We start from the raw sequence: 15,377 nt of genomic DNA on the forward strand, positions 1-15,377 counted from the left end.
AATGACTTCCGGTAAGCCAAACCCCTGGCAGATCGCGGCATTGCCGATGATCGAGCCAGAGTTTTTGTCCGGTGTTCTGTCCGAGGCATCTGACATCGCGTTGATTGTGGATCCGGAAGGCGTGGTCATGGCTGCCTTGGTCAACGAAACCGGATCTCCGTATGGCAGCCTGGATCATTGGATCGGCAAAAAGCTTACAAATTTCCTGACCGAAGAATGTATTCCAAAGTTGGACCGCATACTTGAGCGAAGCTCTCGGGATGAAAAAGTTCAGCGTGTCGAGCTGAACCATCGCGATAAAATGGTGTGGCAATATCCTGTTCGGTATTCGATCCATCCGGTCGGCCACAGCGAGCGGGCCATTTTGATGTTGGGGCGCGATCTGCGGCAAGTCGCTGAAACTCAACAGCAATTGGTTCAGGCCCAATTTGCACTTGAGCAGGGATATGAAGAGCGGCGCGAGTTTGATGCGCGTTACCGCATGTTGATGTCAGTCGCGCGCGAGGCGTTTGTTCTGGTCTCTGTTGCGGATGGTCGGATTAGGGATTTGAACGATGCTGCCGCGCATATTCTGGGCGCGGCAAAGGACCAGTTGCAGGGACAGCCCTTTGCAAATGAGTTCAAGGATCGCGGGCGCGCGGAATTTGTTCAGAATATCTTGGCCCTCGCATTGTCCGAAGCGGATGCCGAGGTCACGATTCAGACCAAGCGTACCCGCAACGAGGTCACGATCACACCGATCAGCTTTCGGGCTGGAGGGGCGCGTATGCTGATCTGTCGGCTAGAGGTCGGCACGTCCGAAGAACATGCAAGTGACAAGCTTTCGGACAATTTGGTACGTCTTTTCCGTCATGGCCCCGAGGCGATTGTGTTTACCGACAGTAACGGAGTCGTTCAGTCGGCGAATGACGCATTTCTGAGGCTGGTGGACTTTGCGCATCATGTTGACGTGCGCGGTACCAGCTTGGCCGAGTATATGTCGCGCGGTCAGATTGACCTGAATGTGATGTTGGACAATGCTATTAAGACGGGTCGAATGTCCGCTTATTCGACCAAATTCTGCAATGATGTTGGGGTGTGGACGGCTGCCGAAGTTTCGGTGTCATATCTGAATAAACGCTCCACTCCGACGGTGGCCTTTGTGATCCGTGACGCGACGCGGTCCGAGGCAATGCGTACGCCTGCGCAGGGAAATTCAAATATGGCGGGCGAGGATGTTGTGGATCTGGTCGGATCGGCTCATCTGAAAGACATCGTATCTCAGACAACAGATGTTATTGAACGTATCTGCATCGAAACGGCAATTGAGTTAACGGGCAACAACCGTGCCGCCGCAGCCGAGATGCTGGGGCTTTCGCGTCAAAGTCTTTACGTCAAGCTGCACAAGCTTGGTATTCAGGAAAAACAGGACGGCCATTAGCCGCGTTTTTCTTGCATCGACTCAAGTTGTCAATCAAGATTGACGCATGAGCGCAAACTCAAATTTACAAATATCCTCGTGGCCGCAGCCTCTGGCTGCCCTTGAGCTGATCAAACCCATCACATGGTTTCCACCGATGTGGGCGTTCCTGTGCGGAGTTGTATCCTCGGGCGGTGCGCTGACTGGAAACGTGGGACTGATTGCGTTGGGATTGATCCTCGCGGGACCAATTGTCTGTGGCATGAGTCAGGCTGCGAATGACTGGTGCGACCGCCATGTTGACAAGATAAACGAACCGCATCGTCCAATTCCATCGGGCCGCATCCCCGGAATGTGGGGCGCGTGGATCGCCATCGCAATGAGCGTGCTGGCCTTGGCCGTTGGTTGGCAGTTGGGCTCGTGGGGATTTGGTGCCACCGTCTTTGGTGTTCTGGCGGCTTGGGCCTATTCGGCCGAGCCTGTGCGATTGAAAAGATCAGGCTGGTGGGGGCCGGGACTTGTAGCGTTGTGCTATGAGGGTCTGCCTTGGTTTACAGGCGCGGCAATCCTGTCCGCCGGGGCACCGTCGGTTCAGGTTGTCGGTATCGCGGCTCTTTACGCGCTTGGGGCGCATGGGATCATGACCTTAAATGATTTCAAAGCCTTGGAGGGGGATCGTCAGCTGGGAATTAATTCGCTCCCGGTCACGTTAGGCCCGGATCGCGCTGCACGTTTGGCCTGTGTGGTGATGATTGTCCCGCAGATTGCGGTCATTGCCTTGCTGTTCTTGTGGGGCAAACCAGCCTTTGCAGTGGCCATATTCGCGGCGTTGATTGGGCAGGTCCTGGCCATGCGGGTTCTCTTGCGGGACCCAAAGGCGCGTGCCCCGTGGTATAATGGAACGGGCGTTTCCCTTTATGTCAGCGGCATGATGATCGCAGCCTTTGGCCTGCGTGGATTGGAGGCCGCACTATGACCCGCGCCAAAAACCTCTCGTGGATCGGAATTGTGCGTCTGGGTCTGGTGCAGATGTGTTTGGGCAGTATCGTTGTTCTGACCACTTCGACACTGAACCGGTTGATGGTGGTTGAACTGGCATTGCCTGCCATTTTACCGGGCCTGTTGGTGGGGCTGCACTACGGCATCCAGATCTCTCGCCCTCATTGGGGCGTCTTGTCGGATGCAACCGGTCGGCGGACCCCTTGGATTGTCCGAGGAATGGCCATTCTCGCGCTTGGCGCTTTGGGCGCTGCACTTGCTATCCCGTTGTTTGATAATAGTTTTTGGTCGGCATTGACACTGTCCGTCCTGTCGTACACAGCGATTGGGCAGGGCGTGGGTGCATCGGGTACGTCGCTGCTGGCCTTGTTGGCCACGACAACAGCGCCACGTCGACGTGCAGCGGCCGCAACGATCACATGGCTGATGATGATCGCCGGTATCGCGATCACCGCGGCCTCGGTCGGTGCGATGCTGGACCCGTATAGCCCAAGGCGGCTGCTGGTCATCGTGGCCCTAGTCGGGGCAGGCGCCGTGGTGCTGACCTCTCTTGCCGTCTGGCGTGTTGAGGTCGGAGTTTCCGCCCAGCCATCGGCCGTAAAACCCCGTTTCCGCGCAGCCTTGCGCGAGGTCTGGGCAGACGACGCTGCGCGGCGGTTCACTGTTTTTGTATTTTTGTCGATGACTGCCTTCTTCATGCAGGAATTGATCCTCGAACCCTATGCCGGTTTGGTCTTCGGGTTCACGCCGGGTGAGTCCACGTCGCTTTCCGGCGCGCAGAATGGCGGAGTTTTCCTGGGCATGCTGTCAGTTGGCATTGCGGTTACCGGTCTTAAAATCGGATCGCTGCGCGGATGGGTCGTGGCAGGGTGCCTAGGCTCTGCGGCCAGTCTGGGCGCGATCAGTGCAATGGGCCAGATAGGGCCGGATGCTCCGTTAGTACTTGCGGTGGTGGTGCTTGGGTTTTTCAACGGCATGTTTGCCGTCGCGGCGATCGGCGCAATGATGGAGCTGGCCGGTGAACAGGCCCAAGGGCAGGAAGGGACGCGCATGGGCCTGTGGGGCGCAGCGCAAGCCATTGCTGCCGGGGTCGGAGGCTTGGTCGGTGCGGCAGCCGCTGACCTGTTCCGGTCGGTGATGCTGGATGCAACCGCATTCGGCGCTGTCTTTCTGGCCGAAGCCGCGCTGTTCGTAGCCGCTGCCATTCTGGCTGCACAAGTCATTCACGAAACACGGCGTGAAACGCGCGTCGTTGCGGGAGAATAGCCATGTATGATGTCGTCGTTGTCGGAGGAGGCCCAGCCGGGGCAACAGCCGCCGAGGATCTGGCAAAAGCAGGCCACAAGGTTTGCATGCTGGACCGGGACGGGCGCATTAAACCTTGCGGCGGTGCCATCCCGCCGCGCCTGATCGAGGATTACAATATTCCCGACGCGCAGCTGGTGGCCAAGATCAACACGGCGCGCATGATTTCCCCAACCGGGCGGCAGGTGGATATTGCCATCGAAAACGGCTTTGTCGGCATGGTGGACCGGGAACATTTTGACGAGTACCTGCGGGGCCGTGCGCAATCAGCCGGGGCAGACCGTTGCACGGGAACATTCCTTAGGATCGAACGGGATGAGGCTGGACCCAAGGTCATCTATCGGGACAAGCAAACACGCGAAGAACGCACACTGCCCACCCGTTTGATCGTCGGAGCTGACGGCGCGCGATCAGATGTTGCACGGGCCGAGGTGCCCGGTGGCGACACCATCCCCTATGTGATCGCCTATCATGAGATCATCGAAGCGCCAGAGGCGGTGAATGCCTATGACCCAACCCGGTGCGACGTGGTCTATGACGGTGCGATCTCGCCTGATTTTTACGGCTGGGTGTTTCCGCACGGTCGGACTGCCAGCGTTGGTATGGGCACCGGGATCAACGGGTTCGATCTGAAAAAGGCCACCAAGGATTTGCGCACTGCGTCCGGTTTGGGAGAGTGTCGTACGATCCGCCACGAAGGCGCACCGATCCCGCTTAAGCCGTTGGAACGGTGGGAAAATGGGCGCGATGTTGTTCTGGCCGGGGACGCGGCAGGCGTTGTCGCCCCAAGCTCGGGCGAAGGAATTTACTATGCCATGGTCGGAGGCACAGTCGCAGCCACGGCAGCGCAGGCCTGTCTGGCCTCGGGTAAGGCCGCTGATCTGAAACTTGCGCGGCGGTTGTTCCTCAAAGAGCATAAAACGGTCTTCCGCGTGCTGGCATCGATGCAGAATGCCTATTACCGCTCGGATGATCGACGTGAGAGGTTTGTCTCGCTGTGCCATGACATTGATGTGCAGCGTCTGACGTTCGAGGCTTATATGAACAAGAAACTTGTCAAGGCGCGGCCGATGGCGCATCTGCGCATCGGATTGAAAAACTTGGCGCATCTGACCGGCTTGGTCAGGGCGGAATACGTATGACCATGATGATCCCTGCCTGGGTCGACGGCACGTTAAAACCCGTCGAAAAGCTGAAGGTGCATCAACTTGGCCTACGCCACAAAGCAGTATCCGTCTTTGTCTTGCGTGGTCCAAATCTGTTGCTGCAGCAGCGAGCCACAGGCAAGTACCACACGCCGGGTTTGTGGGCGAATACCTGTTGTACGCATCCGCAATGGGGGGAAGACCCGGAAACCTGCGCTATCCGGCGTCTGAGCGAAGAGATGGGGATCAGGGGCCTTTTGCCTGAGTATTCAACAGCGCTTGAATACCGTGCCGACGTGGGGCAGGGGCTGATCGAACATGAGGTCGTTGATGTTTTCCGCGCTGAGGCCGCTGTGGACACAACAATCTGCCCAAACCCGGAGGAGGTCTCAGCCCATCGCTGGGTCCACCTCAACGACTTGAGTGCAGAGATTGCGCACGAACCGGAGAAGTTCACACCATGGTTGCGAGTCTATCTGGACCACCACGCGTCGGAAATTCTAGGGTCGGCATTGATGGCCGAGCTGTCGCCATGACAAAATCTTTGGTCATTCGGAGTCAGGGTTACACACCATCCGCCGCAGGCCCGAGATGACCGAGGTTTTCCAAGGTTTGTCCACCAACAATCCAAACGGCAAAATGCGGTGAGACATAAAGCGTGTCCCGGACAAGGCTGAGCGTTTTGTCCGGTGCTTGGTCAGTAGGGGTCAATACAGCCCGCGTGAGATCGGCCTGCGATTTGCATTGGCGTAGAGGACCATGTCGGGTAGCAGAAACCTGGAATGGTTGCGCAGGATCTTGAGGTCCATATTCGGCTGGTCACGGATAATTGGGTTTCCGTTTCGACTTTTGCAGGTACATGCTCAACGCCGGCCATGATCATTAGGGCATTTCGCGCGGCCCCGAAGGGCGTGAAAGGTGCGCGACTGACAACAATGCCCCCTCCCTGTTTCTTGGGCATCTTGGCATCGACCGCCTCGACGTCCTTCGGGATACGCGCCGCGCGGTCAAAAGGCCGCCTGTCGTGGCTTAGTCTGCGCATACTCGGGCCTCTTGTTTCCAGACTGAATAGCCGTTCAAAAGCATGGTCACAACGGCTGCGCTCTGAATGAGCAGGATCAGATGGCACGGACTGTAATTCTCAAGCGGCGTACCAAAGACGAAGGCCAAGCCGATCATGCCGACGATCACCTGAAACAAAGACAATCGCAGCAGGCACCCCATCTGAACACCTTCACCGGCCACGCCTGCGAAGGGCAAATAGCGCGAGTTGAGTTGGCTCAGCTTCTTCCGTGTAAGTGACCGGTAGTGCGGTGTAGCTTGCATCCAATCCACAATAGCCGAACCCAGCCGAAAAGCGGAAAACGGCTCGAACGCCCGGTATCGAAGATCGCCGGACACGTTCCATGCAGTTCAAGTGGCTCTAGTGATCCGGGATCGGAAGCGCGTCGAATACTCTGGTAAGCATGGCCGGTGCTGCTGCGCCCTGTGACACGAACCGAAAAGACCGAAATACAACTGCTGATAAGAACAAGGGATTACTCGCCGCGGGCTTAACGACATGCCTGATTTTCGAATTGTTCATCTGATCGATTCTTTCATCCATCCAAGGTGTTGCTACCGCGACAGGAATATGCGCGAGCAGAGCGAAATCGCCAAACACGCGCGTCCCGTCGACAAGAGAGCTGGAGTGTTCTTTCGACTCGCGCAGGTGGGAACCGTTCAACTCAAATGGCTTAGACATTGTTTCAGCCGATGAATGCACCTTGGGACACAGGCTTGATTTGGTGCCGTGGTATGTCACTATGTTAGCTGCGATGGCTTATTTTCAAAACGACACCGGGTTTCTTTCTGGCATCGATGGCGCGGACTGCTCTGCGATCATCCAGTCCTTGTCGGACAAGAACGCAACATATCTTCGGCGGCGCAGGCTTTTGGATGGGCCAGACGCGCACGCCAAAGATTTGGTGATCGAATGCGCAGAGGACATCCGACAAAACAATAGTCAGGCTTTCGTTGATCTGCTGCTGACGCAGGTATCGGAGAACGTGTCAGAGCAGACGATTTTCACACTGCTCGTGGCCGGTTGGCTAGAACTGCAACGTGGGCAGTGGCAGGCAACGGAAACGTTGGGGCGCGAGGTCGTCAGCCGTGATCATCACGATCTGATGGCGCAGAGGCTTATTGATGCGGCCCGCGAGAGATCGAGGGATCTGGAAACGGAAACTGACCGCTGGCTTCAGGCGCGCACCTGCCCCGTACCGTTTCGCGATATGGAAACGCGGGTCAATGGTGAGGTGCATTTTTGTTGCTCGGCATGGCAACCCGTTCCAATCGGGCGCTTGGAAACTGCGGACGAGGGTGGGTTCTGGAATTCCGACCGCGCCCGCGAAATCAGGCGATCTGTACGGGACGGAGATTTTTCGCATTGCAGCCGATGGCATTGTCCACAAATCGCCGGTCGCAGGCTGCCAGCACGCACCCCGGAAACACAAGACGCAAAACTGGAGTTAGAGAAGGGTCCAGATAGGGTCATCCTGTCTCATGACCGATCCTGCAATATTTCTTGCCCCAGTTGCCGCACCAAGCTGATCAACCTGCCGCATAAAAACACGGAACGTCTGAACAAAATCTTTGAAGAGCGCCTTCTGCCCCTTGTCAGTAAGGCGAAGAAAATCAAAGTGACCGGTTCCGGTGATCCGTTTGGCAGCAGGCATTTCCGTCATGTCCTGGCGCAACTGACCGCAGCGGGTCAGCCTGGCCGACGCATTCAACTGCACACAAACGGATTGCTGGCCAATGAAAGGGCATGGAACGATCTTGGTCTTTGGGACCACGTCTCGTCGGTTTGGGTGTCGATTGACGCGGCTGATCCCAACACCTACAGCGTGCTTCGCCGAGGTGGGGACTTTGCCATGCTCAAGAAGAACCTGCGCTTCCTTGGGGACCTGAATGCGCGTGGAGATATCGATACACTGCGCTTTGATTTCGTTGTTCAGGCCGCAAACTTCAGAGAGATGCCCGCATTTGCTGATTTGGCCCATGAAATGCACGCAGATGGGATTTACTTTCTAAGGCTGCGCAATTGGGGGCATGTCACGCCGCACGAGTTCAAAAATCAGGATGTGTGCTCATCCGATCATCCTGAGCACGAAGACCTGTTGGCTGTCCTTTCAGACGAGCGCTTGGCGTGGAGTGGTGTGGACCTTGGCAGCCTGAACTCAATCTAGATTTTACAGTTCTTTGCGAATCAAAATATCGCCAAGACATGAACAATAATCCTTTGTGCATCGAATTGGGTCGCTAGGAAGATCAATGTCTTCACCCAGATACCCGATCACGCCGCCGACGCCACAGACCCCCCGTAAGACCGCGCCATTTCCTCTGACCCGCAGAGACTCTAGCCCGACATTGCAATTATAGTTCCGCCAGCGGTTCATCCCCCTGAGAATGAATTCATTCGGTGGCAGCGTTTCACTGTGTCCTATCCGGGTGGTTGCACGCATCAATGACCTTGGCTTTTCTCCAACCAGAATTTGCTTTGAGGGCAAACCCTTGGACAGAGCCCGAAGCTGATCTTCGGTATAATCATAAAGTTTCGATCCAAAATCCTGTCGCAATGGCTTCAACGATATCGTCGCTGTCGGTAGTGCAGCGCGCAGTTCCTGCGCATCCTGAAAAATTTTATCAAATCGATCCGGGTCCATAGTGACATTGATATGAACGCTTATGCGGTTTGCCATCATGGCAGCCACTTGGATAAAGTGGTCCAGTTCCGCAAATTCAGAATGATAAGTCAGGATAACGTTGTTCAAACAACTATTTATCTTTTCCCAAAACTGAAGTGTGCGCGATGCATTGCTGATCAGGCTGACTTTGAAATCCATCCCGGACGCGTGGCGCAGCAAATCGATGATGCGGGGATGCATCGTGGGCTCACCACCAGTGAACTGAAGCCAGACAATCTTGTCTCTTTCAGTCACGTAGTGTTCCCTCATCTGATGGTACAGATGAAAAATATCACTGGTCTTCTGCCACTTGATTGATCCGTCATGCAAAGATTTTGGACAATAGCTGCATGCATAACTGCAGGAATTGCCCAACATCCAGTCCACCACAACGATCTTCCCGTACATGGGATCGGCGTGTTCGATCAGAGTAAAAACGTCATCTTCGTTTTGAATAGCTTCCATAAAAATCCGGTCACTCTTAATCATGTCCCAGCTTCCGACCCAAGCGCGAGCCTGCGGCACTTACCAATGACCTCAGTCTAGCTTGAATTCCGTTCCCGGACAAAATGTTTACCGAATGGTGCGCGCGACTTTTTTGCGGTTGCAACGCATCAGAATTCCGGCCGATGGGGCATGCCTGCGTGATCATAATACGAGGTCAGCGCCGTTGACTTGTTTTCGTATGCACCTCTTTTTATACTCTATACATAAAATTTTTGAATTTATGACATTTAGGCGTATTCAGTTTGCCTAATTTACAACGGCTTAAAGCTTACCAAGGCGGACAGTCGGGGGAAATTTATGACGAAGGCTAACGGCCCAAAAGCTCGACCTGAAGTTGCCAGCAAGAACGCCGGTAAAACGGCGGATATCTACGATTTTGTTCAGTCTCCCGAATGGCAGAAAGTGCTTGAAAAGGCTCGGTTAGAGCAAGAGATAAAGCGCTCGACGGATACCTCGAAAGGCAAAACGCCTCAGACAGCAAAACCGGATCAAGGCAAGGCTGCGCAATCAACCACAGGTGAGCAAGCTAAAGCCGGACAAAAACCGTGGTCAGAAAGTCTGGAACAAGCCCGGCAGCAGAGAAACGCCGAGTTTATTCGGCGAAGAGGTGAGTCGGTAAATCCCGGCCAAAACACCGAATCTGCGGACGGCGCGACTGGCAAAACCCCGGAAAACGCATCTGCGCCACCGCAAAACAGTGCAGCAGAACACGACCAGAGCGCAGCTCCGTCTCCCCAACCCAAAGAAGATGCTGCAACCGCGGATGACGTTAACCAACAGGAAAGCGAGCAGCAGGACTCTGAATATAGCCTCAGGCTGTCCCCCGAAGAAGTTGACCACCGCATTTCGAAAAAGATTGCTCAAAGATTGGAAGACCATCAGCGTGCGCGCCGCAAGGTTAAATTGGGTTTGATCGCATTGGGATGTGTCATCGGCGCGGCCGTTTCGTCTTCTGTTATCCTTATGATGACCGGGGGGCGCTCGTCAGACGCGCCGGAATTGGCAGGATCGAGGGCAACCGGGTCTGAGCTGGCAGAACCGGTCGCATTGCAGGACGATCTGCAAACAGGGACACTGCAATCTGATCTGTTTGCGGGTACAGGTGATCAGGTCGTTTCCGCGGATTTGTTTGACACGGGGCCAACAAGCCCGCCAGATCTTGAAGGCGCATTGGCTGAGTCTGACGATCTGGACAGCCTTGCGGCTCTGGCACCGCCATTGTCGGGTCTGGCAGGGGGCACCGAGGCAACCTTGCCAACGAACCCCGCAAGCACCGCGCCAAGTGTTCTTTCTTATGTCCCAGCGCTGGAGCAACCACTGATGCCTGTGGGAGGCCCCGGCTATCTGCCCAGACGAGAAGCAAACCCCAGCTTCCTTCCATATGAATACACGCCGGAGTTTTTCGTCTCAGCACTTGCGCCGACATTTGAAAATTCTGCCGATTTTGAGCCAATCACTGTCTCGATCGTCCCAACTGTTCCCAGGCAGCGCGCGCCAAACGTGCTTGCAGAGCTTGCTTTACCGCAATCGCCCGCCCGTTTGAGCAACGCGGCCTTGGCGCCGTTGCAAGTTGGGGTTCGTTCGCCAGACCTGCCTGCGTCGGTCGCACCTGTGACTGGTGAATTGATAGCGGCGGCATCTGATCCTTCGGTCTTGCTTGACGACGTGGCGCTCAGCCCGTTGGTCTTTCAGCCGCGCACACTCAGCCTGCGACCAAACCCGTTGGAGCAGGAAGAGAAGCCGTCAGAACCTGCGGCCCTTTCTATTGAAATCGTTGAACCACTTGATAATGCACATATCCGTACAAGCGCTGCATTCAGACTGTACGCGCCGAACCAACTGTCAGAAGACGCGGTAGAGGCGGTTGTGGCTGATTTAAAAAACACGGGCCATGAATTGAGCGGCACAGCCCGCGTTGGTTACAGGGTATCGCAATCCAATGTGCGCTTTTACCACCAGCAGGATGCGGCGCAGGCTGCGGCGCTTGCAGAAGCTGCGGGCGCGTTGCTGCGGGATTTCACCGGCTCAAACTCAAAAACACCAAGCGGGGTGGTCGAGTTGTATCTGGCTGGCGAAGGGGCTGGTCCTGCACCGGTTAAACGCACGGCCTCAAGCCCCAGCCGAAGCGCCCCAACAAACGCGTCAGTCAACCGCCTCAGAAGTCAGGTTCTGAAAAAACTCAGGACAACAGCCAACTAAATACGCTATTCTATTTTTGAATGTGACGTTCCGAAGTAAAGTGGAAATATTGTTAACAAGTATCGATAGGGTTTTTCTATATGACCAATAGCAGGCTCATGGGCATTGTAACTGCTCTGCTGTTTCTGGCGACGACGCACGGCGCGCGAGCTGAAATCACGCTTGAGCAGTTGCTTGTCATAGATCAGCTGCTGTCCGCCAATGACACCCAGGCGCTGCGGTCCTACCTTGAGCGAAATCCGGAATTGCTTGCTGGTGAGGATGAGCTGTCGGTCGAGTTGCGCAATTTCTATGATGCCGCGTCCGCGGGTAATTTGAACTTTGGCTACACGGCCAGCCCAGCGGTTAATGCAAGCGATACGACGGCTGACAACGAGCTGACACACTAGTCCTGATGTCCGTGTTCGACGCCATTACTCGCTCGGCCTTCCCGAAAATTGCCTACGTCATTGAGCCCCGGTTCTCAGGCGGTACGTCTGCCGCCGTCGCGGCCGAACTTCGGGTGGCTGTTGAGTTTGGAATCGTTGAGGTGCATGCAGTCACGTCCAAAACCTTTGGCGAAAACCAAAACGTGGCACCAGTCTTGCGTCGCGTTCTGGATGAATTACGAATTCCCCTGGTTTGGGATGCGCCCCGGATAAGTGCTGATTTTGTAATCCTGCACAATCCTGCGTTCCTAAAGTTTCAAGACGCGTTGAACACCAAGATATTCGCCCGGTCACTAATCGTGGTGACGCATGAGAACTTTTTGCGCCCCGGCGGAGCAGAGGGTTTCGACGTCTTGGCCTGCCTGAGCCGTATTGAGGAAGCGACGCTGGCACTCAGAAAATATCTTGCTCCGATATCGCCGTACAACCGCAAAACGGTAAAGGAATGGTTGGCGATGTCACGCATAGCGCGGCAATGGTCGGTGTTGGATTCGGACTGGTTCAATATTTGCCAAACCGAAATCCAATCCCCCTGCGAAAAGCCACAGGACCGACGGGGGCGGCACTCACGCCCCGGGTTTGAAAAGTTTCCGTCTCTCGATGATCTTGATCGCTGCTTTCCCAAAAACGCCAAAAGCAATGTTATCCTGGGTGCGGATGCCTTGCTAAACGCCAAGGTTCTGCGCGCGCATTGGAAAATGCTGCCGTTTGACAGGATCAGCGTGGATGAGTTTTTCTCTATGATCGACTTTTACGTCTATTTCACAGCGCCAACCTGGCAAGAGAGTTTTGGCCGCGCCATTGCCGAAGCCCTTGCCGCCGGCAAAGTCGTTCTTTCGAACCCGGAAACCGCGGCCACGTTTGGCGATGCTGTCGTTAGCTGTCATCCAGGTGACGTTGACCAGATCATTTCCGATCTTATCGCGAAACCGGACCGGTATCATGAGCAGGTAACAAGGTCGAAGACATCACTGGCGCAGTATTCCGCTGCAAGCTTCAGGACGATGTTGGCAAGTGTTCTGACGGCACAGAGCGAGGTTCTGAGATGATCTTTGTCGAAGCAGGCACGCGCTCATTACGATCATTCGATGCGCAGTTGATTTTTGCCGAACAGCTTTCCGCGCGCGGTTACGGTGCGTGCATCGATGCCGAATACCTGCCGGAAAACGCGGGGCGGGGACGCATCTATGAGGCATCTAAGTTTCTTGTCGATCCAGATGAGTACGAGGTTGAGGCCATATTCGTTCTGGGTGCCGAGGACATCGGCGACCGGCTTCTTGCGTCTCTCAGGCAAAAGCAGCTTGACGCGGATGTTCCGGTGATTGCCACGGGTCGCTTTGTGACTCAGCAAAGCTATGTCGGGGCAAAGTCGCGTTTGGCCTATGCGCTTGGCCGCGAAGCTAACGTGATCGACCTGACGGATTTTCAACCGCGCTCATTGTTACCCACTGCGGCCAGCCCCTTGGTGACTGAAATTCGACCAGCGCCTAGGGCGGTGCGCAAGGTGCCGAACGTAACAATCGTGTTGGGTTCGATGGAATTGGACAACCCGGAAATCTTGTCCTGTTTTTCGCGGATGAGCAATCAACTAGTTTACAATCTGCGGCTGATCGTAAGCGGTGCGCAAAAAGAGGTGGTCCGATCTTCACCTTTCCACGATTTACCCGCCAACCTATACACAGATTATTCTCCGCATACACTGGCAAGTTCTACGGATATTCTTGTGATGTTCGGCAGCGGCATCGCGGGTGTTCGTATGGCGGATTTCACGATCGAATTGATCGCCAGCGGCGGTGTCGCAATCGACTGCACGGATGACGAGGCCATTGTGTCGTCCGGAGTGCCTGCCTTGCTTGGACCAAAAACTCCGTTGGCGCTGGGCGGATATCTGACTGGAAAAGTGCTTGGAAATACCTCTCAGATCGCTGAACAAGCGACAAGATCACAGTGGTTGCATTCGGTGGACATTTCCCGTTTGGAAGCAGCAGCGGGTCTGCGATCCAAGCGGCGCCAACCCAAAGACAGATCGCAAAGAACCCTATTTTATCCGACAAACGGCGTGGGTTTAGGCCATGCGCAGCGCTGCACCGTGATTGCCAAAGCGTTGCCCGACGACATTTCCCCGATCTTTGCGGCCTTTCCCAGTTGCGTCCCCCTTGTTCGTCGAGAAGGCATTGACTGTATTCCACTGGTTCAGCGCACCGACATGACGGACAATGCCAATGGAAACGACGTTCTGACATACCGACGATTGGGTACCGCCCTGCAAGCAGGCGATACGCTGGTGTTTGATGGTGGTCACGTCTTTGACTCTGTCTATCGCGTCATTCTGGAACGGAACCTGTCGGCAGTTTGGGTAAGGCGGGGATTGTTTCCTGACGGTCGATCCAGGCACAGCATGGTGCAGCGAGAGAAGGTGTTTGATCGCGTCATAGTGCCGTCCGAGGCTTTTGATGAACTGAATGATACCTACAGTCACGGTAGCCACATTCACAACGTCGGTCCTATCTTTCGTCAAGTGACGCAAAGCGAAGAAGAACGCAATCAGCTTAGGTCCAGACTGGCCGAGCGGTTCGGGCGCGAGTTCAAGCAATTGGTTATCAGCATGTTGGGTGGCGGCGTGGCGTCTGACCGGTCAGCGCAGCTTCAGGCAATATCCGGTATGCTGGAAGACCGCGAAGATTGTTTGCACCTTGTTGTCACTTGGCCCGGAAGCAAGGTTCAGCCCGCAACGTTTGGGTGGACGAACACGCGCGTCGTCCAGACTTTCGAAGCGACGAGGCTTTGCCTGGCCGCGGATCTGGTCATCTCGGCGGCGGGCTACAACTCGGTGCTTGAGGTTCTGTACAACAAAATCCCGGCAATTCTGATCCCTCAATCCGCGCCATACCTGGACAATCAGGAGCGCCGCGCCCGAGCCTTGGCGGATCGTGACCTGTGCGCAATCATCACGGAAAAAGAATTCATGAAGCTTGAACGAACAATATCAGATTGTTTGGATCAAGGTGATTTGGAACTCTATCGATCTGCGTTGGAAAAGATCGAACTGCCCGAAACCGGCGCGGTCGAAGCAGCCGGGATCATAGCAGAGGTCAAAGACGGAAAATGACAGATATCTCGTGGTTCGAAATCCTCAGCAGAACAACACCAAAGCGTCCGGTGCAACTGGACAGCTTGATCACCGATGGTCAAAAACCCATACCATCCGGGAAGGTTGTATTCCCTGAGATGGATCTAACGCCATCAGCGTCCCTTTGGGAACGGGATGCCAGCAATCCGACATATATCGGCGTTCGGATTCTACAGCCTCCAAAATCCGCACATAAAATAGCGAGGGTTCTTGCCGCCGCGGCAATGGAACGCGAAGTGCTTCCTGTCATTTTATGCCGTGTTGATTATAGCGGGCTTGAACAATTTGGGTTCCGAGTTGAGCGCATCCCGGATGACCCTGCGGCAGCGCAGGCCGCCGAGGAGGAAATCAGGAAATTCTGGGATTTGGCCATCATCATAGATGGGGACGAAATCGCGCTTTGGTCCGGCTAGACAGGTTAGGCGCTTGGGCCGTACCGGCACAAGTAACCACGCACGATTCGAGGCCGGTTGGCTGTTCGTGCTTGCCGTAGCCTCTGTGCTTCACCGCCGCCATTCGGCGCGAGTTTCATTGCAA

General features: G+C 55.3%; 15 protein-coding genes. 11 read left to right on the plus strand and 4 right to left on the minus strand.

From position 1 onward, the window contains the following. Position 1: 1 nt before the first annotated feature. The 5 genes from ppsR to idi are packed head-to-tail and all read left to right on the plus strand — an operon-like array spanning position 2 to position 5,384. A complete protein-coding gene (gene ppsR / locus AC2FIT_RS15860) occupies positions 2–1,420 on the plus strand; it encodes a transcriptional regulator PpsR (RefSeq protein WP_496831021.1) in 1,419 nt (472 codons plus the stop codon). 46 nt (positions 1,421–1,466) lie between these two features. Beyond that, positions 1,467–2,375: a chlorophyll synthase ChlG gene (gene chlG / locus AC2FIT_RS15865; protein ID WP_496831022.1), complete on the plus strand. Its 909-nt coding sequence runs from the start codon at positions 1,467–1,469 to the stop codon at positions 2,373–2,375. Beyond that, entirely contained in the window at positions 2,372–3,664 is a 1,293-nt protein-coding gene (locus AC2FIT_RS15870) for a BCD family MFS transporter (protein WP_496831023.1), read from the plus strand. Before chlG ends, AC2FIT_RS15870 begins: the two co-directional genes overlap by 4 nt. Positions 3,665–3,666: 2 nt before the next feature. Further along, positions 3,667–4,845, plus strand: coding sequence for a geranylgeranyl diphosphate reductase (locus AC2FIT_RS15875; protein ID WP_496831024.1), 1,179 nt, complete (start codon positions 3,667–3,669; stop codon positions 4,843–4,845). Then, positions 4,842–5,384: an isopentenyl-diphosphate Delta-isomerase gene (idi, locus tag AC2FIT_RS15880; protein ID WP_496831025.1), complete on the plus strand. Its 543-nt coding sequence runs from the start codon at positions 4,842–4,844 to the stop codon at positions 5,382–5,384. Before AC2FIT_RS15875 ends, idi begins: the two co-directional genes overlap by 4 nt. A 12-nt stretch (positions 5,385–5,396) precedes the next feature. Here the strand turns inward: idi and AC2FIT_RS15885 are convergent, their stop codons facing one another. The 3 genes from AC2FIT_RS15885 to AC2FIT_RS15895 are packed head-to-tail and all read right to left on the minus strand — an operon-like array spanning position 5,397 to position 6,249. Beyond that, positions 5,397–5,501, minus strand: coding sequence for a hypothetical protein (locus AC2FIT_RS15885; RefSeq protein WP_496831026.1), 105 nt, complete (start codon positions 5,499–5,501; stop codon positions 5,397–5,399). A gap of 44 nt (positions 5,502–5,545) precedes the next feature. Further along, complete coding sequence (locus AC2FIT_RS15890; RefSeq protein ID WP_496831027.1) at positions 5,546–5,890, minus strand: hypothetical protein; 345 nt, start codon at positions 5,888–5,890, stop codon at positions 5,546–5,548. Beyond that, on the minus strand, positions 5,878–6,249 hold the full coding sequence (locus AC2FIT_RS15895) for a PucC family protein (RefSeq protein WP_496831028.1): 372 nt from the start codon (positions 6,247–6,249) through the stop codon (positions 5,878–5,880). The genes AC2FIT_RS15890 and AC2FIT_RS15895 overlap by 13 nt, the downstream gene beginning before the upstream one ends. A 416-nt stretch (positions 6,250–6,665) precedes the next feature. Between AC2FIT_RS15895 and AC2FIT_RS15900 the strand changes: the two genes are divergently transcribed. Next, a complete protein-coding gene (locus AC2FIT_RS15900; protein WP_496831029.1) occupies positions 6,666–8,078 on the plus strand; it encodes a radical SAM/SPASM domain-containing protein in 1,413 nt (470 codons plus the stop codon). Positions 8,079–8,081: 3 nt separating this feature from the next. Here AC2FIT_RS15900 and AC2FIT_RS15905 read toward each other — a convergent pair whose 3' ends face one another. Then, the gene (locus AC2FIT_RS15905; protein WP_496831030.1) at positions 8,082–9,065 is read right to left on the minus strand and encodes a radical SAM protein; all 984 of its coding nucleotides are present in this window, start codon (positions 9,063–9,065) and stop codon (positions 8,082–8,084) included. Positions 9,066–9,380: 315 nt separating this feature from the next. On the opposite strand from AC2FIT_RS15905, the gene AC2FIT_RS15910 reads away from it, so the two are divergent. The 5 genes from AC2FIT_RS15910 to AC2FIT_RS15930 all read left to right on the plus strand — a co-directional run bounded on the left by AC2FIT_RS15910 (position 9,381) and on the right by AC2FIT_RS15930 (position 15,253). Beyond that, complete coding sequence (locus tag AC2FIT_RS15910) at positions 9,381–11,282, plus strand: hypothetical protein (RefSeq protein WP_496831031.1); 1,902 nt, start codon at positions 9,381–9,383, stop codon at positions 11,280–11,282. Positions 11,283–11,362: 80 nt separating this feature from the next. Then, the gene (locus AC2FIT_RS15915) at positions 11,363–11,671 is read left to right on the plus strand and encodes a hypothetical protein (protein WP_496831032.1); all 309 of its coding nucleotides are present in this window, start codon (positions 11,363–11,365) and stop codon (positions 11,669–11,671) included. 5 nt (positions 11,672–11,676) lie between these two features. After that, complete coding sequence (locus AC2FIT_RS15920; protein ID WP_496831033.1) at positions 11,677–12,759, plus strand: glycosyltransferase family protein; 1,083 nt, start codon at positions 11,677–11,679, stop codon at positions 12,757–12,759. Continuing rightward, positions 12,756–14,819, plus strand: coding sequence for a glycosyltransferase (locus AC2FIT_RS15925; protein WP_496831034.1), 2,064 nt, complete (start codon positions 12,756–12,758; stop codon positions 14,817–14,819). The genes AC2FIT_RS15920 and AC2FIT_RS15925 overlap by 4 nt, the downstream gene beginning before the upstream one ends. After that, a complete protein-coding gene (locus tag AC2FIT_RS15930; RefSeq protein WP_496831035.1) occupies positions 14,816–15,253 on the plus strand; it encodes a hypothetical protein in 438 nt (145 codons plus the stop codon). Before AC2FIT_RS15925 ends, AC2FIT_RS15930 begins: the two co-directional genes overlap by 4 nt. Positions 15,254–15,377 lie beyond the last annotated feature (124 nt).

The sequence above is a fragment of the Ruegeria sp. YTSA135 genome (genome assembly GCF_059610165.1).